This window comes from Enterobacter sp. Ap-1006, from assembly GCF_011752835.1.
GTDB lineage: Bacteria > Pseudomonadota > Gammaproteobacteria > Enterobacterales > Enterobacteriaceae > Cedecea.
Map to the genome: position 1 here is coordinate 285,334 of NZ_VWWU01000004.1, position 23,149 is coordinate 308,482.

21 protein-coding genes are annotated in these 23,149 nt (G+C 55.1%); 4 read left to right on the plus strand and 17 right to left on the minus strand.

All coding sequences use genetic code 11. The features are described from left to right. Positions 1–117: 117 nt before the first annotated feature. The 12 genes from uxuR to F3J28_RS14270 form a co-directional block, all read right to left on the minus strand. A complete protein-coding gene (uxuR, locus tag F3J28_RS14215) occupies positions 118–900 on the minus strand; it encodes a Uxu operon transcriptional regulator (protein WP_166877079.1) in 783 nt (260 codons plus the stop codon). Positions 901–974: 74 nt separating this feature from the next. Further along, positions 975–2,159 carry a mannonate dehydratase gene (uxuA, locus tag F3J28_RS14220; RefSeq protein WP_166877082.1) on the minus strand — a complete coding sequence of 395 codons (1,185 nt, stop codon included), beginning with the start codon at positions 2,157–2,159 and terminating at the stop codon, positions 975–977. A gap of 256 nt (positions 2,160–2,415) precedes the next feature. Next, positions 2,416–2,628, minus strand: coding sequence for a transcription antiterminator/RNA stability regulator CspE (gene cspE, locus F3J28_RS14225; RefSeq protein ID WP_008459989.1), 213 nt, complete (start codon positions 2,626–2,628; stop codon positions 2,416–2,418). Positions 2,629–2,991: 363 nt separating this feature from the next. Then, positions 2,992–4,023, minus strand: a complete 1,032-nt coding sequence (curA, locus tag F3J28_RS14230) for an NADPH-dependent curcumin/dihydrocurcumin reductase (RefSeq protein WP_166877085.1) — start codon at positions 4,021–4,023, stop codon at positions 2,992–2,994. 86 nt (positions 4,024–4,109) lie between these two features. Then, positions 4,110–4,955, minus strand: a complete 846-nt coding sequence (gene citG, locus F3J28_RS14235) for a triphosphoribosyl-dephospho-CoA synthase CitG (protein ID WP_166877088.1) — start codon at positions 4,953–4,955, stop codon at positions 4,110–4,112. Then, entirely contained in the window at positions 4,933–5,472 is a 540-nt protein-coding gene (gene citX, locus F3J28_RS14240; RefSeq protein ID WP_166877091.1) for a citrate lyase holo-[acyl-carrier protein] synthase, read from the minus strand. The genes citG and citX overlap by 23 nt, the downstream gene beginning before the upstream one ends. Beyond that, on the minus strand, positions 5,469–7,001 hold the full coding sequence (citF, locus tag F3J28_RS14245; RefSeq protein WP_166877094.1) for a citrate lyase subunit alpha: 1,533 nt from the start codon (positions 6,999–7,001) through the stop codon (positions 5,469–5,471). The genes citX and citF overlap by 4 nt, the downstream gene beginning before the upstream one ends. A 10-nt stretch (positions 7,002–7,011) precedes the next feature. Next, the gene (gene citE / locus F3J28_RS14250; RefSeq protein WP_166877097.1) at positions 7,012–7,887 is read right to left on the minus strand and encodes a citrate (pro-3S)-lyase subunit beta; all 876 of its coding nucleotides are present in this window, start codon (positions 7,885–7,887) and stop codon (positions 7,012–7,014) included. Next, on the minus strand, positions 7,884–8,177 hold the full coding sequence (gene citD, locus F3J28_RS14255) for a citrate lyase acyl carrier protein (RefSeq protein ID WP_008460521.1): 294 nt from the start codon (positions 8,175–8,177) through the stop codon (positions 7,884–7,886). The genes citE and citD overlap by 4 nt, the downstream gene beginning before the upstream one ends. Positions 8,178–8,192: 15 nt before the next feature. After that, positions 8,193–9,245, minus strand: coding sequence for a [citrate (pro-3S)-lyase] ligase (gene citC / locus F3J28_RS14260; protein ID WP_166877100.1), 1,053 nt, complete (start codon positions 9,243–9,245; stop codon positions 8,193–8,195). Positions 9,246–9,249: 4 nt separating this feature from the next. After that, positions 9,250–10,119 carry a fumarylacetoacetate hydrolase family protein gene (locus F3J28_RS14265; RefSeq protein WP_166877103.1) on the minus strand — a complete coding sequence of 290 codons (870 nt, stop codon included), beginning with the start codon at positions 10,117–10,119 and terminating at the stop codon, positions 9,250–9,252. A gap of 23 nt (positions 10,120–10,142) precedes the next feature. Next, positions 10,143–11,507, minus strand: coding sequence for a 2-hydroxycarboxylate transporter family protein (locus tag F3J28_RS14270; RefSeq protein ID WP_166877106.1), 1,365 nt, complete (start codon positions 11,505–11,507; stop codon positions 10,143–10,145). Positions 11,508–11,812: 305 nt separating this feature from the next. On the opposite strand from F3J28_RS14270, the gene F3J28_RS14275 reads away from it, so the two are divergent. Next, positions 11,813–13,429, plus strand: coding sequence for an ATP-binding protein (locus tag F3J28_RS14275; RefSeq protein WP_166877109.1), 1,617 nt, complete (start codon positions 11,813–11,815; stop codon positions 13,427–13,429). An 11-nt stretch (positions 13,430–13,440) separates the two neighbouring features. Further along, positions 13,441–14,130, plus strand: a complete 690-nt coding sequence (locus F3J28_RS14280) for a response regulator (RefSeq protein WP_166867080.1) — start codon at positions 13,441–13,443, stop codon at positions 14,128–14,130. A gap of 119 nt (positions 14,131–14,249) precedes the next feature. On the opposite strand, the gene F3J28_RS14285 is transcribed toward F3J28_RS14280, so the two are convergent. The 5 genes from F3J28_RS14285 to F3J28_RS14305 all read right to left on the minus strand — a co-directional run bounded on the left by F3J28_RS14285 (position 14,250) and on the right by F3J28_RS14305 (position 19,234). Then, entirely contained in the window at positions 14,250–14,744 is a 495-nt protein-coding gene (locus F3J28_RS14285) for a hypothetical protein (RefSeq protein WP_166877112.1), read from the minus strand. A 72-nt stretch (positions 14,745–14,816) separates the two neighbouring features. Next, on the minus strand, positions 14,817–15,155 hold the full coding sequence (locus F3J28_RS14290) for a hypothetical protein (RefSeq protein WP_286178226.1): 339 nt from the start codon (positions 15,153–15,155) through the stop codon (positions 14,817–14,819). A 171-nt stretch (positions 15,156–15,326) separates the two neighbouring features. Further along, on the minus strand, positions 15,327–15,476 hold the full coding sequence (locus tag F3J28_RS14295) for a hypothetical protein (protein WP_166867083.1): 150 nt from the start codon (positions 15,474–15,476) through the stop codon (positions 15,327–15,329). Positions 15,477–15,558: 82 nt separating this feature from the next. Further along, on the minus strand, positions 15,559–17,490 hold the full coding sequence (locus tag F3J28_RS14300) for a PatA/PatG family cyanobactin maturation protease (RefSeq protein ID WP_166877115.1): 1,932 nt from the start codon (positions 17,488–17,490) through the stop codon (positions 15,559–15,561). Between the two features lie 223 nt (positions 17,491–17,713). Beyond that, positions 17,714–19,234, minus strand: coding sequence for a methyl-accepting chemotaxis protein (locus tag F3J28_RS14305; protein ID WP_166877118.1), 1,521 nt, complete (start codon positions 19,232–19,234; stop codon positions 17,714–17,716). A 304-nt stretch (positions 19,235–19,538) separates the two neighbouring features. Here F3J28_RS14305 and proP point away from each other — a divergent pair, with 304 nt between their 5' ends. After that, positions 19,539–21,044 carry a glycine betaine/L-proline transporter ProP gene (gene proP, locus F3J28_RS14310; protein WP_008460508.1) on the plus strand — a complete coding sequence of 502 codons (1,506 nt, stop codon included), beginning with the start codon at positions 19,539–19,541 and terminating at the stop codon, positions 21,042–21,044. A 464-nt stretch (positions 21,045–21,508) separates the two neighbouring features. Continuing rightward, positions 21,509–23,077, plus strand: a complete 1,569-nt coding sequence (locus F3J28_RS14315; RefSeq protein WP_166877121.1) for an ABC transporter substrate-binding protein — start codon at positions 21,509–21,511, stop codon at positions 23,075–23,077. Positions 23,078–23,149: the final 72 nt, after the last annotated feature.

Below are 23,149 nucleotides of genomic sequence, written 5' to 3' on the forward strand. Positions count from 1 at the left end.
TCCACGCCAGATCATTCATTAAATGAATATAAATGCAATCCAGCTAAACTGCCGTTCTAAAAAAGAAAGGATATACAGAGCAAAAAAAGCCAGCGAAATAGCTGGCCTTGTCGAGAATTAACGCCCGGGCTCGTTCAGCGGCCAGGACTCGAACAAATAACCGTCGAAGTTAATATCATCGACGTCGGACAGCTCCAGCAGCCGGTTTTTGACGTTTTCCAGGTGCTGCCACATCGCGTGTTTGGCCGCTTTGGCGTCTTTCTTGATCAGCGCCGCAAGGATGTGTTTATGGTCGGCGAGCCACTCTTGCCGATAGTGGTTATTCTCCAGATGGCTGTGCAGCTGGATCCACATCGGGTTGTTTTCACGCCACTGCCAGGATTGTTTAAACAACTCCACCAGCATGCTGTTGTGGGTGGCCTCGGCCACGGCAAGATGGAACTGCCTGTCGCCGCTTTCGTTATCCCCGGCAGCCAGTTCCTGTTCTTCTATCTGCAAGGCCTGGCGCATTTTCAGAATATCTTCCCGTGTGGCCTGCTGGGCGGCAAACTCCGCAATATTGCTTTCCAGCAGCTGGCGCGCCTGCAATAGCTCAAACGGCCCGGCATCGTTGCACTGGCTCGTGCTAACTGGAGGGCTAGCGAGTTTATCCGGCATGGCATCCACAAAAATACCCGCCCCACGGCGGACTTCCACCAGCCCTTCAATCTCCAGCATGATCAGCGCTTCACGCACCACGGTCCGGCTCACCGACAGCAGCGCCGCGATTTCACGCTCGGGCGGAAGACGATCCCCCAGGGCATATTGCTGTCGCGCAATCATGTCGCGCAGCATCACGCCCACTTCCTGATAAGGCCGCTGCGGCTGCACGGCAGGTTTGTCCTGGATTTGCGGTTTCATCTTTACTCACGGCAGGTAGGGAATGAGCCGGACTATAGCATAACTGGTTGACCCATTCCCTGGCCCGACGAGGGCTATTTACCAAAGAACGCGCGCTGGATGGCCATCTCAACGCCACGCACTTCTGCCAGCCCTTTCAGACGGCCAATCGCCGAATAGCCTGGATTCACCTTTTTATTCAGGTCATCCAGCATTTGATGGCCGTGATCCGGGCGCATCGGAATCAGTTCACTTTGCCCTGCTTCTTTCCGGCGCTGCTCCTCTTCCACAATGGCTTTCACCACTTCATACATATCCACGTCACCATAAAGGTGTGCGGCCTCGTGGAAGGTTTTAGGGTTTTCTTCCCGCAGCGTTGAGCGCAGGTGCGTGAAGTAGATACGAGGCCCGAAGCGTTTAATCATGCCGACCAGGTCGTTATCGGCCCGCACGCCGTAAGAGCCGGTACACATCGTAAAGCCATTCGCCGGACTGTTCACCGCCTCCACCATCCACTGCATATCCTCCACGGTGGAAACAATGCGCGGCAGGCCAAGGATGGGACGCGGAGGATCGTCCGGGTGAACCGCCATTTTGATGCCAACCTGCTCCGCAACGGGGATAATGGCCTCAAGGAAGTAGGCAAAGTTTTCGCGCAGCTTCGCTTTGTCGATATCTTTGTAAGTGTCCAACTGGGCGCGGAACCGATCGAGCGTGTAGCCCTCTTCCGCGCCGGGCAGGCCAGCGATGATGTTGCGGGTCAGCCGCGCTTTTTCATCCTCTCGCATTTCCGCGAAGCGTCGGTTTGCCTGTTCAATTTCTTCCGCGCTGTAGTCAGCTTCAGCCCCTTTGCGCTTCAGAATATGCAGCTCAAACGCAGCGAATTCGATTTGGTCAAAGCGCAGCGCCCTGGAGCCGTCCGGCAGCGGGTATTCGAGATCGGTGCGCGTCCAGTCCAGCACCGGCATAAAGTTGTAGCACACGGTGTAGATGCCGCATTCCGCCAGGTTACGCAGACTTTGGCAGTAATTGTCGATCCACAAATCGTACTGCCCGCGATGGGTTTTGATCTCTTCGTGGATAGGCACGCTTTCCACCACCGACCAGACCAGCCCGGCGGCCTCCACTACGGCTTTGCGTTTCAGTATTTCTTCGACCGGCCAGACTTCACCGTTCGGAATGTGGTGCAGCGCGGTGACGATCCCTGTCGCCCCCGCCTGCCGGGCGTCGGCCAGACTAACCGGATCGTTTGGACCATACCAGCGCCAGGTTTGCTTCATAATATCCCCTCACAACTCAAATTGGTTGACCAGTAAACACTGATGATTAAGCACCTCTTTAGGTGCGTGATATAGCGTCTAAGTTCGGCCAATTCGGCAAGCGTGTCAATCAGGAAGGGATAATTGGTTAACCAAAATCACAATTTAACACACAACATTAGGCAGGAGAGGGCAAAAGATATCAGACATCTACAAACTGCGGGCACAAAAAAACCCGCCGTAGCGGGTTTCTTCACTTCTGAAACGTCAGGCTGGATTACAGCGCAACAACGTTAGCAGCAGCTGGGCCTTTAGCGCCGTTCTCGATAGAGAACTCAACTTTCTGGCCTTCGTCGAGGGTTTTGAAGCTGTCGCTCTGGATTGCAGAGAAGTGTACGAATACATCTTTGCTGCCATCGGTAGGAGAGATGAAGCCGAAACCTTTCTCAGCGTTGAACCATTTTACTAAACCAGTCATTTTGTTAGACATAGATATTACCTTTTCAATTTCTTGAGCCACTAAACGCGGCGAACATGGTCTGTTCAGCAGAGTTGGACTTATTCGGGCACTTAGGAGGAGACTCGAGAAGAAGGGATATCTAAGATAGCGCTTGAACTGAGGACTGCTTTACTAAAACTGCTTTCATAAGGTCTGTGTTCCAAACCGGGTGCTAATCTCTCACGTCCGCCGTCATTTAGCAAGTACAGCAGGGAAATAAAAAAAATTCTCATTTAAGGGCACGAGGCTTCCCCTCACCCTAACCCTCTCCCCACGGGGGAGAGGGAATTCATACAAAGAACGTTTGATTCCCCTCTCTCCCTTCCAGGGAGAGAGCCGGGGTGAGGGTCAATCTTATTCCGCCACCTTCACAATCAGCTTGCCGAAGTTTTTCCCGGCCAGCAGCCCCTGGAACGCCTCCACGGTGTTTTCCAGCCCGTCCACGATATCCTCGCGGAACTCAATCTCTCCGGCGGCGATCCACTCGCTCATCTGCTTGTAGAATTCCGGGTAACGATGGCCGTAATCCTGGCTAATGATAAACCCTTCCACGCGCATACGTTTTTTCAGGATAGTCGCCATTAGCTCCGGCAGACGATCGTGCTCAAAGGCGCTGTTGTTGCCGTTGTACTGGCTGATCATGCCACAAACCGGGATACGCGCTTTAGTATTCAGCAGCGGGAAGACGGCGTCAAACACCGCCCCGCCGACGTTTTCAAAATAAACGTCGATGCCGTTCGGGCAGGCTTTGGCGAGCCGTTCAGCGAAATCACTGGCACGGTGATCGAGGCACTCATCAAACTTCAGCGTGTCCTTCACATAGCGGCACTTATCTTCCCCGCCGGCAATGCCGATAACTCTCGCCCCGAGCAGGCGAGCCGTTTGCCCCACCACCGAACCCACCGCGCCGCTGGCTGCCGCAACCACCACGGTTTCACCCGGCTGCGGGTTACCGATGTCCGTCAGCCCCATATAGCCGGTAAAGCCCGGCATCCCAAGCAGCCCCAGCGCCCAGGAAGGGTGAGACATGTTTTTCTCCAGCTTCTGCAGGCCTTCCCCGTTGGAAAGTGAATAATCCTGCCAGCCAGAGTCGGCCAGAACCAGGTCGCCCGGCTGGTAATCAGGATGCTGAGAGCTTTCCACGCGGCTGACGGTTCCCCCCACAATAACTTCACCGATGGCAATCGGCGCCGAGTAGGATTTGGCGTCGCTCATGCGCCCGCGCATATACGGGTCGAGGGAGAGGAAAAGCGTGCGTAGCAGCACTTCACCTTTTCCCGGCGTCGGAACAGCCACTTCTTCCAGATGGATATCTTCGCGGGTCGGCATCCCCTGCGGACGCTTCGCCAGCACAAAGCGACGGTTTTTCTCTGCGGTCTGAGCCATGAGGTACTCCTTTTATTATCAAGAGTGAAAACCTCAGACTAGACAAAAACGGGTCTCATTAGCATGAAATTCGTGCTGCGTTGCCTTCACACCGCAATTTCCGCTAAAACAGCGCTGACGGCCAGCAGATCCGCGCTCCCGCCGGGACTGAGGTTGCGGGCAATAAGGTCGGCATCCATTTGCCGAAGATCGTCCTCGTGCCAGCCTTGCTGAATCAGGCGCGCAGCGTAACGCTGCACATAGCGCAGTCCGTTTAGCCCGCCGCGCGACACAAGATTGGTGTCTGGGTTAGCAGCCATCAGACGCAACATCGCCGCAAGCAGGCGGCGCTTCGGGCAGCTTTCCGCCTGCCAGTAAGGCAGCACATGCTGGCGCACAGTAAGGAATCCGCTTTCCGCCTCGCCGCGTGCGCCGGTCAGGCCAAACTGCTGATAAAGCCTTTCGCCAACTGAAGAAGCCTTCCGGGCCGCGACCAGTTCTCTTTCCACAATCCCGCTGCAGATCTCGCTCACGGTGGAACACACCGCCGATGCAGTTAGCGCTTTGCCCTGCCCCTGCAGACGGCCAGCGGCGGTAGAAAGCAGCCCCAGCGAAAACACGCCACCTTTGTGCGTATTCACGCCCTGAGTAGCCTGATACATCGCCTGTTCGCAGGCGATGCCCGCCGGACGGATGAGCCGCAGCATCTCACTGGCACCTCGCCCGGCATGTTCACGCCCTAAAGCGTGGAACGTGCTGAACCAAGGGCCAATGGCCGCAATGCTGCCGAGAAACATCGGCAAATCCATATCCCGGTGCGAGCCGTTGTTGGCGGCATCCACCAGCCCCGGCTTTGGCGTTAACCACACCTCGTCCAGCAGCGCCTGCCGCGCCAGGGCTGGCACATCCGGGACGGCGGCAGTACTTGATTTAATCCCTGGCAAACCAGCCATCTATCAGCCTCTCGACGCACGCGGTCACTTCATCCATGGGGTGGCGGCGGGAACGTGCGCAGGCATGCGCGGGCTCGTTGCACACCAGGCAGCACCGGCCCGCCAAATCCAGCGAAGTCCGCCCGACCGGGCCATTGTCGGGGCAAATCACATCCGCATCCCACAGCCTGCCGAGCGGATGGGTTTGCTCCAGCCCGACAGTTGCCGCCTTAAGTTCGCTGGCCGAATGCGCCACGCTCCACATCGCTTCGGCCCCGGTCGGCAGCCACAGTACCTGCCGCTCGAGCACCGGCCAGCGGTTGCCCCACAGCAGCTGGTCACAGGCCTGCAGCGCTACCGCCATGCAGTTGCGGTAGCGAATGCTGTCCTTTACCTGGCCAGGCGTCACCAGCGTCAGGGAAAGCACCGGCTGCCGGTGCTTAACCAGCCACTCTTGCTGCCAGTGCGCCCGCCGCTCTTTCGCCTCAAGCAGGGCTGCAAGGGTAACGCCTTCCGCTTCCACAAGCGTTTCACTCATTGGGCTGACTCCTCTTTGACCTGGCGCACCACGTCGATCACGCTGCCGTCGCGGTAGCGGATCACGCCGACGATGCGCGACGTAAATTCGAACGGCTTCGGCTCGCCGGTCAGGGAAATAGCGCGCTGGTAAAGATCTTCTATGCTCACGATCTTCATCCCCGCACCCTCAAGCCGTTCACGGATCTCCGGCCGGGCCGGATTAACCGCCACGCCGTGATCCGTCACCAGCACATCAATGCTTTCACCTGGCGTAACGCGCGTGGTCACCCGTTTAACAACGGTAGGAATGCGCGTGCGCAGCAGCGGAGCAACCACGATAGTCAGGTTTGCCGCGCTCGCCACGTCGCAGTGTCCGCCGGATGCGCCGCGCATAACGCCGTCAGATCCGGTGATCACATTGACGTTATAGTCGATATCGATCTCCAGCGCGCTGAGGATCACCACATCAAGCTGATCGCAGCTCGCGGCCTTCGCTCCGGGGTTGGCATAAACGTTGGTGGAGATCTCAACGTGGTTCGGGTTACGCGCCAGAGAAGCGGCGGCCTGGCCGTCAAAACACTGGGTATCGAGCAGTTTTTCGATCAGCCCTTTCTCATGGAGATCCACCAGGCTGCCGGTGATCCCACCGAGGGCAAAGCGAGCGACGACGCCATTACGCTCCATTTTTTCTTCCATAAAGCGCGTGCAGGCGGTGGCCGCCGCGCCGGAGCCGGTCTGCATTGAGAAGCCGGGGCGGAAGTAACCCGAATGTTCAATCACTTCCGCTGCGGTGCGGGCAATCATCAGCTCGCGGGGGTTGCTGGTGACACGTGCTGCCCCGACGCTGATTTTGGCCGGATCGCCCACGGTGTCGACCTGAACGATGTAGTCCACCTCATCCTGCATCAGGCTCGCGGGCATATTGGGGAACGGCACCAGCTCTTCGGTTAACAGCACGACTTTGCGGGCAAAATGGGCGTCTACTTTGGCGTAGCCCAGCGAGCCGCAGCAGGATTTACCGTGGGTGCCGTTGGCATTGCCGTATTCGTCGCTGCACGGCACGCCGAGAAACGCCACGTCGATTTTTAGCTCGCCGTCCTGCAGCAGCTTCACGCGTCCGCCGTGGGAGTGGATTTGTACCGGCTCGGCCATCAGGCCATGAGAGATCGCTTCCGCCAGCTTGCCGCGCATCCCCGAGGTGTAAATGCGGGTAATCACGCCGTTACGAATGGGCTCAATCAGCGCTTCGTTGCAGGTCATCAGCGAACTTGAGGCCAGCGTCAGATCTTTAAATCCAAGGCGAGCCAGCGTGGCAACCACGTGATTAATCACCCGATCGCCTTCCCGGAAGGCGTGATGGAAAGAGATGGTCATGCCGTCCTTCAGCCCGCTTTGGGCAATCGCCTGCTCCAGCGTGTCGCAAAGCTTGCGGGTTTTCTTCGCTTCGGCATCCGCCAGCCACGGCGTGGTTTGATGCGCCCCGTCGAAGCTTCGCAGATGGGCCAGAGGTGGATACTCAAGGTGTAAAAGTTCGGTCATATTGCTCATTGTTTTGTCCTTAACGGCGCACGCCGGAAGCCGCGGCGCGCTCAAGCACCACCTGCGCATGGTTAATGATTGGCGCGTCGATCATCTTGCCGTTGAGCGACACCACGCCCAGGCCGTTGCGCTCCCCTTCGTCGGCGGCGGCAATCACCCGGCGGGCATAATCGACTTCGTCCTGAGTTGGCGCGTAGGCGTTATGCAGCAGCTCAATCTGCCGGGGGTTGATCAGCGATTTACCGTTGAAGCCCATTTTGCGAATTAGCTCGACTTCCCGCAGGAACCCGACTTCGTTATTCACGTCAGACCAAACCACGTCGAACGCGTCAATCCCGGCGGCGCGCGCGGCATGCAGCACCGCGCAGCGGGCATAGAACAGCTCCGTGCCGTCGCCGCGCTCGGTTTGCATATCCATCACGTAATCAAACGCCGCCAGCGCAATACCAATCAGACGCGGGGAAGAACGTGCGATGGCGACGGCGTTGATCACGCCGACGGCGGATTCAATCGCCGCCATCAGTTTGGTGGAGCCAGGCTCTCGGCCGCACTCACGCTCAATGCGCTCGAGGTGAGATTCCAGCAGGAAGATATCTTCCGGCGTGTCGGTTTTTGGCAGGCGCACCACGTCCACTCCGGCGCGCACGACGGCCTCGAGATCGGCCAGGCCAAACGGGGTGTTAAGCGGGTTAATACGAACCACGGTTTCGATGTCGCGGTACATCGGGTGCTGCAGAGCGTGAAACACCAGCACGCGGGCGGTGTCTTTCTCACGCAGCGCCACGGCGTCTTCCAGGTCGAACATGATCGAATCCGGGCGGTAAATAAAAGCGGTGGAGAGCATGGCGGCGTTAGCGCCGGGGAGGAACAACATGCTGCGACGGAGTTTTTTCATTGTAGTTTTCCCCAGTCAATCTGTTCGGCATCGGCGGCACGGAGCACCGCGCTTTGCAAACGGGCGCGGATCACGCAGTCCAGTGCCCCCTTGTCTTCCAGAATAAAAATCCCCTCTTTCACGCCGAGCTGAGCGAGCGTCTGCTCCGCCACACGACGAATTTGCTCCCCGAACTGCTTTTGTACTTCGCTGTGTATCATCAGGCTGAACTCACCTTCGGCGGGGGCGACTCTCACCAGCAGATCGCTGGACTCCAGCGTCCCGGCTAAGGCTTGCTTTACGATTCTCATAAGGCTTTGTCCTGGTTAAAAAATTCTGGCCACATCCCGCGCGTAGTGCCGCTGGAGATGGCTAAAGGTACTGTCCGGGACAATGTCCCGGATGCGGGCCATTTGCTGGCTCTTGAGTAAGGCTCGCACTTCAGAGGCGGAAATCTCTCGTCCGGCGGCATGGCATTTTCGCGGCAGCTCGATCACCTGAATCGACGCCGCGCTGTGGTGACGATGCACTTCCAGCCAGTAGCGCATGGCCTGGTTGTATTCCCGGGTCACCGCGCAGAACGGTTCATTGCCGACAAAGCGGTGCGTCACGCCCAGCGCCGGCGCTACGTAGTCGCGGAAAATCATCAGGTCCATTGCGCTCCAGGTTTTGTCGATAAGCCCGCTCTCTTTCAGGAAATACCCCGGAAAAGTGGCGCGGGAGATCAGGTAGTCGGATCCCGGATGTACAACCACGTTAGACAAGTGGGCCACTCCCTGGCGAACCATCTCCCACCGTTCCTCGAACGGAAAAAACGAAGCGTCCTCGCGTACCACAAACAGATGCAGCCAGTCGCAGCGCTGCGCCGCCTGCTCGGCCAGATAGCGGTGGCCGAGAGTGAACGGGTTAGCGTTCATCACAATGGTGCCGATCCGGTTGCCCGGTTGCCGCAGTTTCTCCAACCCGGCGCAGTAGCGGCTGATGCCGGCGGGCGTGTTTTCCATCAGCACCGCCGCCTCATCCACCTGCACCAGCGGCCAGAAGCCGCTCTGGCGAAACCGGTCGAGGTTGTAGGGGCGGGTGAACAGGAACAAATGCGCCTGCCCACGCTCCATCGCGATATGCTGAATTTCCCCCAACAAACGCACGCTAAGGTTATCCCCACGCCAGGCTTCATCCACCGCCACACATTTGATGGTGCGCCACGCCAGCCCGGCGCAGCCGACGATTTTTGCCCCTGCAAGGGCGACGACGAACAGCTGAATGTCGCCGTCCAGCCCGAGCTGGTTCCGCCCCAGCAGCTCCCGGATAGCGGCCAGCGCCTGCGGCTGGCGCAGCGGATCGACGGTACTGAACTCGATGGGGTTGGGCTGGAACATAGCGTTAGTGCGCCACCGCCCCGGAAGCCAGAGGCTCGCGGGCTGCAACGATCACGTTGCTGAGATGGCCAATGCGCTCAATTTCAACCTCAATGCGGTCGCCCGGCTGCATGAACAGCGGCGGCGTGCGCTTTTTGCCGACGCCACCGGGAGAACCAGTGATGATCACGTCCCCCGCGCTGAGCGAGGTAAAAGTCGAGATATATTCGATAAGCTCGGCAACCTTGTGGATCATGCTGCTGGTGTTGTCTTCCTGTACCATGCGCCCGTTCAGCCAGGTGCGGATCGACAGATCGTGCGGATCGCGAATTTCATCCGAGGTGGTCATCCACGGGCCAAAAGCCCCGGTCTGCGGCCAGTTTTTCCCGGCGGTAAACCAGGTGTGCTGCCAGTCGCGCGCCGACCCGTCCATATAGCAGCTGTAGCCCGCGACGTGGTTCAGGGCATCCGCCGCAGAAATGTTCACTCCGCCTTTGCCGATGATCACCGCCAGCTCGCCTTCATAGTCGAACTCGCTGGAGTGATGCGGTTTCACCACTGGGGAATCATGCCCGGTCTGGGAGTCGGCAAAGCGCACAAACAGGGTTGGAGCCGGGTTATGCTGGTCGAACTCTTTGCGCTTGTCAGCGTAGTTCATGCCGACGCAGAGAATTTTCTCCGGGCGTTCGATGACCGGCAGCCAGCGAACGTCTGACGCCGCCACATCGGCCTTCAGCCCGGCAAACGCCAGCGCTTCATGCACCGCGTCTGCCGCCAGCAAAGCCTTTAAATCCGCAAAACGCGAGCCTAAACGGCGGCCCAGGTCAACGATGCCTTCCGGCGTTACCACGCCGTAGCTCCGCTGGCCCTGAAGTACATAACTTGCGAGTTTCATAACAGTTCCTGGTTAATCAAAAGTCAGACAAGAAAGTTGCCAAGCACCAGCAGCGCCACCGAGACGTTGATCGCCCCGCCAATGCGGGTTGCAATCTGGGCGAACGGCATCAGCGACATGCGGTTACCGGCGGTCAGAATGGCGACGTCGCCGGTCCCGCCCTGCCCGCTCTGGCAACAGGACACAATGGCCACGTCGATAGGATGCATACCGATTTTTTTACCGACGAAGAAACCGGTCGCCACCAGCGCGCTGACGGTACTGACGATGACCAGCAGGTTGGTAATAGTGAAAGCGTCAACCAGCTCATTCCACGGCGTAATGGCGACGCCCACGGCAAACAGAATTGGATAGGTCACGGCGGTCTGGAAGAATTTATAAACCACCTGCGAGCCCGCCAGCATGCGTGGGGAAACGCCGTGGCAAAGTTTGATCAGCACCGCGACAAACAGCATCCCGACCGGAGCCGGCAGGCCAATCAGTTTGTGCAGCAGCATACCCACCATGTAGAGCAGCACCGCCAGCAGCGCGCCGGAAGCGATAGTGGTCACGTCTGCTTTGCCGCTGAACAAGGCGGCGGTTTGCTCTTTTTCACCGCCGTTGGTTTTACCCGGCATCAGTTCGCCTTCGCCGGTCAGGTGCGGGAAGCGTTTTCCCAGCTGATTCAGGCAGCCGGAGATAACGATCGCCGTCAGGCTGCCCAGCATCACGATAGGCAGAATGCGGCCCAGCGCCACGCCCTGATCCATATGCAGCAGCGTGGCGTAGCCGATGGAAAGCGGGATCGCCCCTTCCCCGACGCCCCCGGCCATGATCGGCAGGATCAGGAAGAAGAAGATCTGGAACGGCTCAAGACCCAGCGCCAGGCCAACGCCCATGCCAACAATCATGCCCACGACTTCGCCACACAGCATCGGGAAGAAAATACGCAGGAAGCCCTGAATCAACGTGGTGCGGTTCATACTCATGATGCTGCCGACGATGATGCAGCAGATGTAGAGGTAAAGGATGTTGGTGGATTTATAGAATTTGGTGGTGGACTCCACCACCACGTCCGGCAGCAGGCCGTAGTACACCAGCGCGGAAGGGATGAAGGTGGCGCAGATAGCGGCGGCGCCCATTTTGCCGATCACCGGCAGGCGTTTACCAAATTCGCCGCAGGCAAAGCCGAAGAAGGCCAGCGTCGCCACCATCACCACGATATCGCTCGGCAGTTTACCGCCGAGGCAGTCGATGGCGATCAGCGCCCCTGCCAGCACAAACAGCGGCAGCGGGATAATCCCCACTTTCCAGCTGTCGAGAATATGCCACCAGCGCTCTTTGAGCGTCGGCTTATTAATATCAATGGATTCAGGAATGATGTTGTAGGAATCATCGGTCGTGCTCATATCAAGCCCCTTTTTTTAATTTGTCGGGGCAGACTAAAAGATTAAATACCCCTGTAATGTGAGGGGTAGCAGATTAAAACCGTTAATTTAAAGGCATCTATGGCGTTAATGGTTTTTATTTCTTCGTGGTTTTTATGGTTTTTATTCCCGGCTTAGACAAACCTTAAGAGAGTGCAAAAAAATTCGCTGAAATTAACGAAAAGTGCCGTTGCGTGAGGTTGTTCAAACTTTCGTTCAAAGCCGCGCAGCCGGCGGTGCATCGGTGTTAAGCTGCCGTTTTGCCTCACTGAATACACGCCTGGCCTATGAAAGTTTCCTTTCAGATACGTTTGTTTATCTACCTGGTTGCCTTTTTTTCCGTGCTCTTTGCCATGCTCGGAACCTATTACTATTTCGATGTAGGTCGCCAGCTTTATCAGGAAATGAGCACCCGGGCGAGAATTCAGGCGGAAGAGATTGCCTTAATTCCTACCCTGCAGGAGTCGGTGGAAAAAAAGGATATTCCGGCAATACACAACTTTATGCAAAAGCTGGTCGTGCATAGCGATGCCAGCTTTATCGTCATCGGCGATGAGCACGGCATTCATCTCTATCATTCCGTGCATGCCGACCGCGTGGGCAAAACGCTGGTCGGCGGCGATAACGAGGAAGTGCTGCAGGGCAAAAGCATCACCACGCTGCGCAAAGGCGGCCTCGGCCTGTCGCTGCGCAGCAAAGCCCCAATCTTCGACCAGCACGGCAAGGTGATTGGCATCGTGTCGGTGGGCTACCTGAAGAGCTACCTCGATGACGTCACGTCCGGCAAGGTGATCAACATCCTGCTGGCGGCGATCATTTTGCTGCTGGCGCTGTTTATTTTTTCCTGGTATTTCACCCGCAGTATCAAAAGGCAGATGTTCTCGCTGGAGCCGCGGCAGATAAGCCTGCTGGTGCGCCAGCAAAAAGCGATGATGGAGTCGATCTACGAAGGCGTGATCGCCATTGACAGTCATTCGCAGATCGAGGTGATCAACAAGGCGGCGAAGAAACTGCTGGGCCTGGAGCAGCCTTCGCGCGAGATCCGCGGCAAGCAGATTGCCGAGGTGATCCAGCCGGTGACCTTCTTTGATCCGCAGGTAATGCTGGCGCGAGATACCCACGATGAAATCTGCGCCTTTAACGATCTCAGCGTGCTTGCCAGCCGGGTTCGTATCGAGCTTGAGGGCGTGCTGCAGGGCTGGGTGATCACCTTCCGTGACCGCAAAGATATTGATAGCCTGAGCTTCCAGCTCAGCCAGGTGAAACGCTACGTGGACAACCTACGCATCATGCGGCACGAGCAGCTTAACCGCATGGCAACGCTCGCCGGGCTGCTGCACATGGCCCGCTACGAGGACGCCAAACGCTATATCAAGGCGCAGTCCGAGCACGCCCAGGAAGTGCTGGATTTTGTCTCCGCGCGCTTCTGTTCCGCCACGCTGTGCGGCCTGCTGTTGGGCAAATACGCCAGAGCGCGTGAGAAAGGCGTGTCGCTGGCGTTCGATCCGGCCTGCAGTATGCCGAGGATGCCGACCAACGTGCCGGAATCCGAGCTGATTTCGATTATTGGTAACCTGCTGGATAACGCCATCGAGGCCACCCAGCGCGCCGAAGGCGAGCACCAGCCGGTGGAAGTCTATATCGTGATAAACGACCGGGAGCTGGTCATCGAGGTGGCCGACCACGGCGTCGGCATTGCGCCTGAACTGCGTGACCACATTTTCACGCCGGGCGTCACCACCAAAACCCACGGCGACCACGGGCTCGGCCTGCACCTTATTGCCAGCTACGTCGCGCTGGCGAAGGGCACCGTGGAGGTTTCCGATAACCTGCCGAGCGGCACCGTGTTCTCAGTATTTATTCCAGATGTTGTCGTTCCGGGGAGCGACCTCAGCCCAACGTAAGGCTTTTGAGTATGCAAAATGAAATGATTAACGTGCTTATCGTGGAGGATGAGAGCGAGCTGGCCGAGCTTCATGCGGAGCTGATTGATAAGCACCCCCACCTGCACCTGGTGGGGATAGCCAACAGTCTGGCGGCCGCCAGGCGCCTGATGCTGGAAAAGCAGCCGCAGCTCATCCTGCTGGACAACTATCTGCCCGACGGGAAAGGCATCACGCTATTTGGCAGCGACCTTTTAAAACAGCACGCCTGCTCGGTGATCTTCATCACCGCCGCCAGCGATATGGACACCTGCAGCCAGGCGATTCGCAGCGGCGCGTTTGACTACATCCTCAAGCCGGTATCCTGGAAGCGCCTGAGCCACTCGCTGGAGCGCTTCGTCCAGTTCAGTCAGCAGCAGCGCGAGTGGAAGGTGGTGGATCAGCAGAACGTCGATAAGCTTTACGAGCTGCAGGCGCGCAACGCCCCGCTGGATGCGGGCAGTAAAGGTATCGAGGAGAATACGCTGGAGCTGGTCCAGCGCCTGTTTCGCGAAGCCGAAGCTCAGCGCTGTTTCTCAGTAGACGACGTGGTCAGCGAAACCAAACTCAGCAAAACCACCGCCCGCCGCTACCTGGAACACTGCGTGGAAAAAGGCTTTCTCAGCGTCGAAATGCTTTACGGCAAGATTGGTCACCCTCGCCGCCTGTATAAGCGGAGCTAAATCCATCGCCAAAATAAAAAAAGCCTGCATCGGGAAAATGCAGGCATAACTGGGCGCTAACAATAGCGTTGGCGATCGTCACTGCTGTCCCCTTTGGCTATTTACTGAATAACAATTAACTATTTAATGATCTTAATAAAATTGCAGGCCTGTTTAATTAACACTATTTCTTCGTTAGTAATAACATGGCTTTTCATTTCCAGGAACGCTGTCACTTCACCGTGTTGACTGGTATTAATGTAATAACCAAAAGTAACACCATTTCCGAGCAGCTCAGCTTTGCCTGGGTCGATAGCATAAACTGTAAATTTCGTTTTTTTAACACCCTGACCAAAATGGCTAAGCTCGCGTGGCGTATCAACAATGGTTCCCTTTTCTGAACCATGATAATACAGTGATGTAATATCCCCCGGTTGCTGATGATTGTCGATATTCCATTGCCCGGCATGATTATTACCTACTGGCGTGGCGGGATAGATTAACTGACACATTGGACGACCCGCTCGGTTAGATAATTTAAAGTCCATACCAAACTGGTAATCTCCCTCATGATGTTCGTGCCGAGTAATAAGTTTGTATTCTATTTCAAATGTACCAATAGTTTCTGTTGGCATAACCTTTCCTCTTTGATGGTGTAAGTAAAAATCAGTGAACCTGCTGGATTTCTCATCATCTCATGAGAAATATTATTTCACCTGATGCGAAAAAATCTTACAGAGCATCTCATCGCTTTTCAGTTTCAATAAGGATTCATGGAGTTCACTGCAAATATAATTCAAATATTCATGTTCCTGGGTAGCGGGCAACGTCCTCAGCAAATCCCAGTTAATCACAATGGGTTGCAACATCGGCGTAAAATCTAAAGCTGCTTTGCAGCCAGGCAATCCATCTGCCTCCAGCAGCGCTTCTGGTTCAATGTCGAAGAAAGTGAGCAACTTGTTCAATGTTCTTCGGGAAACGGGTTTACCGAGTTCAGCACGCTTGAGCGTTGCAATTGAAATATAACACTTGCTATTCAAACTCAACTCTGAAAGTTTTTCCTGACTTAATTTTTTTTTAGTCTTAATCGCCTTAGCACTAACGCATTAATTTTGACCCCATTTTGTGACATTTATTTATCCTCATCATTATTATTGTGTGCAGTAAAAAAACAAAAAAAAGAAGGGCGTGCATTACAAATATGCACGCCCTTTTTATTAGCTCAGTACGCCCTGAAGAGCACCCTGGCCTGCTTTTTTCAGCACGCTCAGTACCGAGTCCCAAAAGGCTGGGTTAACGCCAGACATTTTAGCTTCAGCAATACGATTAGAACGATCAACGCTTTGTGCTTGAGTTGGAAGTTTCATTTTAATATCCTTTATATATTTACAGAGTAGTGGTTTATCCACCTGGTTTATTGCCATCGGCTGATGGCAAACTTTAAATTAATTAATAGGCATACCAGCTACGTAATGTGCCAATGGTGACTGGCATAAGATCGCTGACATCAATAGTGTAACGATATAACTTACGTGCCTTTGTCAAACGTTCTTTAGGGTTAAAGAATTCAAGAACGACATCCCAGCAATCAGATTCTGGCCTGCTAACCGGGCTGACCACCGCGCTAATTTGATTCAGGAAGAGATCTTCATTAAAGGCATCATCAAAAATCTCACGCATTTGATAGGCATTCGTTGCCGCGTAGTTAATTGCACGTTCGTGCGAGGAATAACCCCGATTACGCAGCTCGTAATAAATACGGTTAATGAAGTTCAACAACTCATCTGCCCTCGGCGTGCCTACGGCATCATCACCCATAATCAGCTTTGTCAGATCGCGTGATTTCCAGTTGAACATACCCCGCAGCACCGGGGTTACGGTAGGAACATGCTGCCCGTTAAACAGCCTGGTTTCGCCGGAGACAATCCCTGCGACGGACACTCGCTCCACGCCCTTGGTTTCCTGATCGTGAAGAAACTCAACAATGCGTGCATATTCCAGCACCGAGAACTGAGAATCGGGCTTAATCGCATAGACCGGAATACCGTCAACTTTTAGCGTCCAAATCAGCGCATCCGACTGCTCAATATTGTCATTTTCAGTTAAATGGGTCGCCATTTGGGTGGGATCAAAAGGATGCCCCTTTTGGTTACCCATCACCTGCGTGAAGTAGTCGAGCCGGGCCTCGGTGCCAAAGTCATAGCCAAGCGTGCCAATCAGGAAAACTTTTTCCTGGTGTCGAACGCTGCGAGCATCTGCACTGGACTGAGGAACGACACTCTTGACCGGGGCATGAACATAATTATGTGCCGCTGAATCAGTAATCTGAGGTAAAGATAAGCTGACGTTCTGCGGTGCATCCGCCAGCCCAGCGCTAACAATCTCTGCTGACTCAATAAATGGCAGTGCAATTTCGGTTTGAAGGCTGCTGACAATGTCGGCCGCCGGAGTGATATTATTTTCTTCGGTTGACATAATAGGTATCCTGTTGTGTTTAGGTGAAATTAATTCACGCGCGAGATGCTGTAATAAAGATGCAATATTCAGGCGGTGTAATTTAAAGAACGGTTTTTCGGATGCGGCAGGCTGAAGCGTTGTTGCCGAATCAAAAAGCATATTCTTAATTATCTCCGCCGCTTGTTGCTTTCCATGCAGTGAAAGTGCATTGAAAAGTAACGCTGCTATTCCCGTTATCACTGGTGCGGCAAAACTACTCCCGGAAACAAAAGAAAAGTGGTTATTTGAAATAGCAGCAGGAATATCCACACCCGATGCCAGTATCATTTTTTTACGCAATAACCAGCCGTAATTATTGAATGCTGAAGGCATACCGTTGCTATCGCACGCACCGACGGCTAACACCGACTCAAGCGCTGCCGGTAGGGACTCTTGATCAACGCCTTCATTCCCCACCGCAGCCACAATCAAAATACCTTCTTGCTGGCAGGCTTCTACAGCCTGGCGGAGCTGATCGCTACCGCGACCGTTTACGGACAATGACGCCCCGCTGATGTTAACGATCTGGCATCCCTGCCGCTTCGCTTCATTTATCGCTTTGGCAAGGGTGAGTTCGGAGCAACCCTTTAAATTTCCCTGATGGTCTTCATGAAAAACCGGAATATTGATGATGTGGCACTTTTCCGCAAAACCTACACCACGCCCAGAAATAATGCTGCAAACGGCCGTTCCGTGCCCCATATTATCTGCTTTATAATTTTCATTGCTATCAATTATTAAATGACTAAGCAATTCATGGCGGGTATCGATAACGCTGTCAATCACCGCAACCTTTATCTTTTCACCCTGCAAGCCGAGCTGTTTTAGATAATCAAGATGATTAATTGTAGTGCGGTTATTTTTATTATCGAAAGATAGCTTCATATTAATACCTCAAATAAATCCCCGGCGTCTTGAAATGAATATAAACGCATTGAATTTATTTGTTGGTATCAGTTTGGTATCAGTTTAAAACGGTCTTTTGATGTGAAATATATTATGTATTAATAAAGAGAAGGGAGAATATATTAAATAATGCCAGCAATATATATAAAAAAACCCGCTGTTTAACAAGCGGGTTTATCTGGTTAATATTTGCTGAAAAGCCCTACCCCAGCACCGTGACCGCATCCTGCAGGCGGGTGGCGCGATGCTTCACCATCGCCGAGACCTGCGCGCTCTCTTCTACCAGCGCAGCGTTTTTCTGCGTGATGGCGTTCAGCTCGGCCACCGCGCGGGTAATGTCCGCCAGGCCATCCGCCTGCTCTGACGTGGCGTGGCTTATCTGCCCGAGAAGCTGAGTGACGTTCTGCACCTGAGCCACAATATCCTGCATGGTACGCCCCGCTTCATGCACCTGCACCGTGCCGGACTGTACCTTGCTGGCGCTGGCGTCAATCAGCTTGCGGATATCGTTGGCCGCACTGGCGCTACGCTGCGCCAGGTTACGCACTTCCCCGGCCACCACGGCAAACCCTTTGCCCTGCTCACCGGCGCGAGCCGCCTCTACCGCCGCGTTAAGCGCCAGGATATTGGTCTGGAAGGCGATGTCGTTAATCAGGCTGGTGATGGAGCCGATGCGCTGGGTGCTGTCGGCAATGTCGTCCATGGTGGTGACCACGGTTTCCATCGCCTGCCCGCCCTGCGCCGCCGCGTCGCTGGCGGAGCTGGAAAGTTTGTCTGCCGCCGAGGCGGTTTCCGAGTTGGTCTGCACCGACGCCGCCATCTGGTTCATGGTCGCCACCGTTTGCTGCACGTTAACCACCGTCTGGCGGGTACGTTCATTCAGATCGTCGTTCCCTTTCGCCATCGCCTCGCTGCCGCTGCGCACGTTCGCCACCTGGCTGCTGACATCGTTGATAAGCCAGCGGCACATCAGCCCAAGCTGGCCAATGGAACGCAAAATCACCCCGATTTCATCGCTGCGCTGGAGGTGCTTCACGCGGTGGCTGTTGCCGGTGGCTACTTCCAGCGCCTGGCGAGCCACGTTTTCCAGCGGGCGAGCAATTTGCCACTCCAGTAATACGCAAGTGAAGGCGGTAAACGCTGCAATAGCTAACATTTGCAGCGGGCTTTGCCCGAGGGCAAACGCCGAGGCCAGCAGCAGAACGAACAAACCGCTCATTAACCCGCGAATACGCCAGCGCAACGACAGGGTTGGCAACTTGCCGAACAAACCTTTGCGCAGCACCAGGCCTTTATAAACAGTCTTGTTGCTGCGGCCTTCGTTCAGCGCCTTGTAGAGCGGCTCCGCAGCTGCAATCTCTTCCGGCGAGGCTTTGGTACGAATAGACATATAGCCTGTGGTTTTGCCGTGACGCACCACCGGCACCGCATTGGCACGTACCCAGTAATGGTCACCGTTTTTACGGCGGTTTTTCACGATGCCCGTCCACGGCTCGCCCTGCTGCAGGGTGAACCACATATCGGCAAAGGCCGCTTTAGGCATATCGGGATGTCGCACGAGGTTGTGCGCGGCGCCGCTTAGCTCATGTAGCGAGTAGCCACTGACCTGCACGAAGGTATCGTTCGCGTGCGTAATGTAACTTTTCAGATCGGTGGTGGACATCAGGGTCGTATCGTCATCAAGCGTGTATTCACGCTGGGTGACCGGCACATGGGCGGACATAGCAACTCCCTTTGAGAGGTTATCCAGATGTTAATTCTTTGGTGGTATGCATGTTATTTCGGCGTAGCGAAATTTTACTTTAGTTAAAAAATTTGATATTGATCACAGTTCTAAGTATTAGCCACATAATTTATGAGACTAGTTTAAGCGTTGCATTTCACATAGTTTCAATAGGTTATTACTTTTCACTTCGCTTTATTGCCGCCTCATCTGAGTGCTGCAGTTTTCGCCAGCGCTTATTGCGCGGCGCACTACACTTACAGAGGGAATTTTTACCCCCGCAAGGAAAACACGAGGATAAAGAATGCTAAAAAGGAAAAAGAAAGTCAGACCGATCAAGGTCAGTGACGTCACCATCATTGACGATGCGCGTCTGAAAAAAGCCATCACTGCCGCTTCACTGGGCAACGCGATGGAATGGTTTGATTTCGGTGTTTACGGTTTTGTTGCTTACGCTCTGGGTAAAGTCTTCTTCCCGGACGCCAGCCCTAGCGTGCAGATGATTGCCGCCCTGGGGACCTTCTCTGTTCCTTTCCTGATTCGCCCGCTAGGTGGACTGTTCTTCGGGATGCTAGGGGATAAATACGGTCGTCAGAAAATCCTGGCTATCACCATTGTCATCATGTCGCTCAGTACGTTTGCCATCGGGCTTATCCCGTCTTACGCCACTATCGGCATCTGGGCACCTATCCTGCTGCTGTTGGCAAAAATGGCCCAGGGCTTCTCGGTCGGCGGGGAATATACCGGCGCGTCTATTTTCGTGGCCGAATACTCTCCCGACCGTAAACGCGGCTTTATGGGCAGCTGGCTGGACTTCGGTTCGATTGCCGGGTTCGTCTGCGGCGCGGGAGTGGTTGTGCTGATTACCGCTATCGTTGGCGAAGAAAACTTCCTCGACTGGGGCTGGCGTATTCCGTTCTTCCTCGCGTTGCCGTTAGGTATTATCGGGCTTTATCTGCGCCATGCGCTGGAAGAGACCCCGGCATTCCAGCAGCACGTTGAGAAAATGGAGCAAGGCGATCGCGAAGGCCTGGCCGAAGGGCCAAAAGTCTCGTTCAAAGAGATTGCTACTAAGCACTGGCGCAGTCTGCTGGTCTGTATTGGTCTGGTGATTTCAACCAACGTGACCTATTACATGCTGCTGACCTACATGCCGAGCTATCTGTCCCACAACCTGCATTACTCGGAAGAGCACGGGGTGCTGATCATCATCGCCATTATGGTGGGGATGCTGTTCGTGCAGCCAATGATCGGCCTGCTGAGCGACCGTTTTGGTCGTCGCCCGTTTGTCTTCCTCGGCAGTATTGGCCTGTTCGCGTTCGCTATCCCGGCCTTTATGCTGATTAACAGCGGCGCCATTGGGCTGATTTTTGCCGGGTTGCTGGTGCTGGCGGTGGTGCTGAACTTCTTTATTGGGGTGATGGCCTCGACCTTACCGGCGATGTTCCCGACCCACATCCGCTACAGCGCCCTGGCGAGCGCCTTTAACATTTCGGTGCTGATTGCCGGCCTGACGCCAACGCTTGCCGCATGGCTGGTCGAAAGTACGCAAAATCTGATGATGCCGGCTTACTACCTGATGGTGGTGGCGATTATCGGCTTGATTACCGCGATCACCATGAAAGAGACCGCCAATAAGCCGCTGAAAGGCGCCACGCCTGCGGCGTCTGATATTGCCGAAGCGCGTGAAATCGTGCAGGAGCATCACGACAATATCGAGCAGAAAATTGAGGACCTGGATAAGGAAATCGAAACGCTGCAGGCGAAACGTGCTCTGCTGGTGGATCAGCATCCGAGGATTAACGAGTAGTTTTTCCCCTCACCCTGACCCTCTCCCCTTGCGGGAGAGGGGATGAATAGAGAAGCCCTCACCAGCGCGTGGGGGCTTTTTTTTGGCCTTTTTTCTGTTTCGCCTCTTCGTCACACACAAGCGATTGTGCTGGGGCGGATTGGGGTCCGTTCAGTTTTATCTTCCGCTACCGGGCATGTGAATGTCTCAGGTGGCATTACGCCACGCCCCTCATTCCGGCCCTCTCCCCAAAGGGGCGAGGGAGAAAACAGGTACGGTGAACGGAAGCTTAACCGAACCTTCATCATCGTCGATATTGACGCTCCCTTACAGCAAGTGGCCGTCAGGTTTTCAGCACTTTATCGCATTTGATATATCGTATATTTATATGCAAAGCGCAATTTTGACTTTGTGAATTGAGATAACTCACCTAACGTAAATACACTGAGAAAAGTCGATAAAAAACACAATTACAGGGTACACACATGCAAAAAAAAGTTCTGCCATTACTGCTACTGGCTGCGCTGTCTGCGGCTTCCCACGCTGCAACGCCACCGGATACCCTGGTGGTTGCTCAAGGGCTGGATGACATCGTCAGCCTTGATCCGGCTGAAGCCAACGAACTCTCAAGTATTCAGACCGTGCCGAGCCTTTATCAGCGCCTGGTGCAGGCAGACCGCACGGACCCGGCCAAAGTCGTGCCGATTCTGGCCGCCAGCTGGCAAGGCGATGCGGCCAATAAGAAACTGACCATCAAGCTGCGCCCGGACGCTAAATTTGCCTCCGGCAACCCGCTGCGCCCGGAAGACGTGATCTTCTCCTACACCCGCGCGGTCACGCTGAACAAATCCCCGGCCTTTATTCTGAACGTACTGGGCTGGCAGCCGGACAACATTGCCAGCCAGTTGAAGAAAGTGGATGACCACACGCTGGAAGTGCACTGGACAGCGGACGTCAGCCCGGCGGTTGCGCTGAATATTCTTTCCACGCCTATAGCCTCTATCGTGGATGAAAAAGCGGTTGAGCCAAACGTGAAAGCCGGTGACTTCGGCAACGAATGGCTGAAAATGCACTCTGCCGGCAGCGGCCCGTTCAAAATGCGCGTTTATCAGCCACATCAGGCTATCGTGCTGGATGCCAACCCGACTTCTCCGGGCGATGCGCCAAAAGTGAAGAACATTATTATTAAAAACGTGCCCGATCCGGCCGCTCGCCGCCTGCTGATTCAGCAGGGTGACGCCGATATCGCCCGTGATTTGGGGTCTGACCAGACCAGCGCGCTGGAAGGCAAGCCGGGCGTGAAAGTGCTGAGCATTCCTTCAGCCGAGCAGAACTATTTAGTGTTTAACGTCGGCAACAATGCCAACCCGCTGCTGAAAAACCCGGCGCTGTGGGAAGCGGCTCGCTACCTGGTGGATTACCAGGGCATTACTAAAGATCTGCTGAAAGGCCAGTACTTCGTTCACCAAAGCTTCCTGCCGGTCGGCTTCGCGGGTGCGCTGGAAAATACCCCGTTCAAATTTGACCCGGCGAAAGCGAAAGAAATTCTGGCGAAAGCGGGCATCAAAGACGCACATTTCTCGCTGGATGTGGAAAACAAACCGCCGTTTATCACCATCGCTCAGTCCATGCAGGCAAGCTTTGCCCAGGGCGGCGTGAAGGTTGATCTACTGCCAGCCGCCGGTAGTCAGGTGTATGCCCGCGTACGCGCGAAACAGCACCAGGCGGCCATTCGCCTGTGGATCCCGGATTACTTCGACGCCCACTCCAACGCCAGCGCTTTCGCCTTTAACGACGGCAAAGCCAGCACCGTGGCCGGGCTGAACGGTTGGCAGATCCCGGAGCTGAATAAACAAACGCTGGCTGCCGTAGCAGAGGCCGATCCGGCCAAGCGCAAAGATCTCTATACCAAACTGCAGGAAGAGCTGCAGCGTAGCTCCCCGTACGTGTTTATTGACCAGGGTAAAACTCAGGTTGTGGTGCGAGATAACATCAAAGGCTACCAGCAGGGCCTGAATGCGGATATGGTGTATTACGATAACGTCACGAAATAACTGAACGGCCCCTCGCCCCGCCCTTTCCGTCGTGAAAGAGGCCGGTCGAGGGGTCAATCACCATTAGCGCAT

What these genes read in the sequence shown, in the direction of transcription:
- F3J28_RS14315 (WP_166877121.1), top strand. Translation starts at nt 21,509, where the DNA reads ATGCAAAAAAAAGTTCTGCCATTACTGCTACTGGCTGCGCTGTCTGCG.
- citE (WP_166877097.1), bottom strand. Translation starts at nt 7,887, where the DNA reads ATGAAAAAACTCCGTCGCAGCATGTTGTTCCTCCCCGGCGCTAACGCC.
- curA (WP_166877085.1), bottom strand. Translation starts at nt 4,023, where the DNA reads ATGGCTCAGACCGCAGAGAAAAACCGTCGCTTTGTGCTGGCGAAGCGT.
- F3J28_RS14300 (WP_166877115.1), bottom strand. Translation starts at nt 17,490, where the DNA reads ATGAAGCTATCTTTCGATAATAAAAATAACCGCACTACAATTAATCAT.
- citF (WP_166877094.1), bottom strand. Translation starts at nt 7,001, where the DNA reads ATGAGCAATATGACCGAACTTTTACACCTTGAGTATCCACCTCTGGCC.
- F3J28_RS14295 (WP_166867083.1), bottom strand. Translation starts at nt 15,476, where the DNA reads ATGAAACTTCCAACTCAAGCACAAAGCGTTGATCGTTCTAATCGTATT.
- uxuA (WP_166877082.1), bottom strand. Translation starts at nt 2,159, where the DNA reads ATGAAGCAAACCTGGCGCTGGTATGGTCCAAACGATCCGGTTAGTCTG.
- F3J28_RS14285 (WP_166877112.1), bottom strand. Translation starts at nt 14,744, where the DNA reads ATGCCAACAGAAACTATTGGTACATTTGAAATAGAATACAAACTTATT.
- citD (WP_008460521.1), bottom strand. Translation starts at nt 8,177, where the DNA reads ATGAGAATCGTAAAGCAAGCCTTAGCCGGGACGCTGGAGTCCAGCGAT.
- F3J28_RS14280 (WP_166867080.1), top strand. Translation starts at nt 13,441, where the DNA reads ATGCAAAATGAAATGATTAACGTGCTTATCGTGGAGGATGAGAGCGAG.
- F3J28_RS14270 (WP_166877106.1), bottom strand. Translation starts at nt 11,507, where the DNA reads ATGAGCACGACCGATGATTCCTACAACATCATTCCTGAATCCATTGAT.
- citC (WP_166877100.1), bottom strand. Translation starts at nt 9,245, where the DNA reads ATGTTCCAGCCCAACCCCATCGAGTTCAGTACCGTCGATCCGCTGCGC.
- citG (WP_166877088.1), bottom strand. Translation starts at nt 4,955, where the DNA reads ATGGCTGGTTTGCCAGGGATTAAATCAAGTACTGCCGCCGTCCCGGAT.
- F3J28_RS14275 (WP_166877109.1), top strand. Translation starts at nt 11,813, where the DNA reads ATGAAAGTTTCCTTTCAGATACGTTTGTTTATCTACCTGGTTGCCTTT.
- F3J28_RS14265 (WP_166877103.1), bottom strand. Translation starts at nt 10,119, where the DNA reads ATGAAACTCGCAAGTTATGTACTTCAGGGCCAGCGGAGCTACGGCGTG.
- cspE (WP_008459989.1), bottom strand. Translation starts at nt 2,628, where the DNA reads ATGTCTAACAAAATGACTGGTTTAGTAAAATGGTTCAACGCTGAGAAA.
- proP (WP_008460508.1), top strand. Translation starts at nt 19,539, where the DNA reads ATGCTAAAAAGGAAAAAGAAAGTCAGACCGATCAAGGTCAGTGACGTC.
- citX (WP_166877091.1), bottom strand. Translation starts at nt 5,472, where the DNA reads ATGAGTGAAACGCTTGTGGAAGCGGAAGGCGTTACCCTTGCAGCCCTG.
- uxuR (WP_166877079.1), bottom strand. Translation starts at nt 900, where the DNA reads ATGAAACCGCAAATCCAGGACAAACCTGCCGTGCAGCCGCAGCGGCCT.
- F3J28_RS14305 (WP_166877118.1), bottom strand. Translation starts at nt 19,234, where the DNA reads ATGTCCGCCCATGTGCCGGTCACCCAGCGTGAATACACGCTTGATGAC.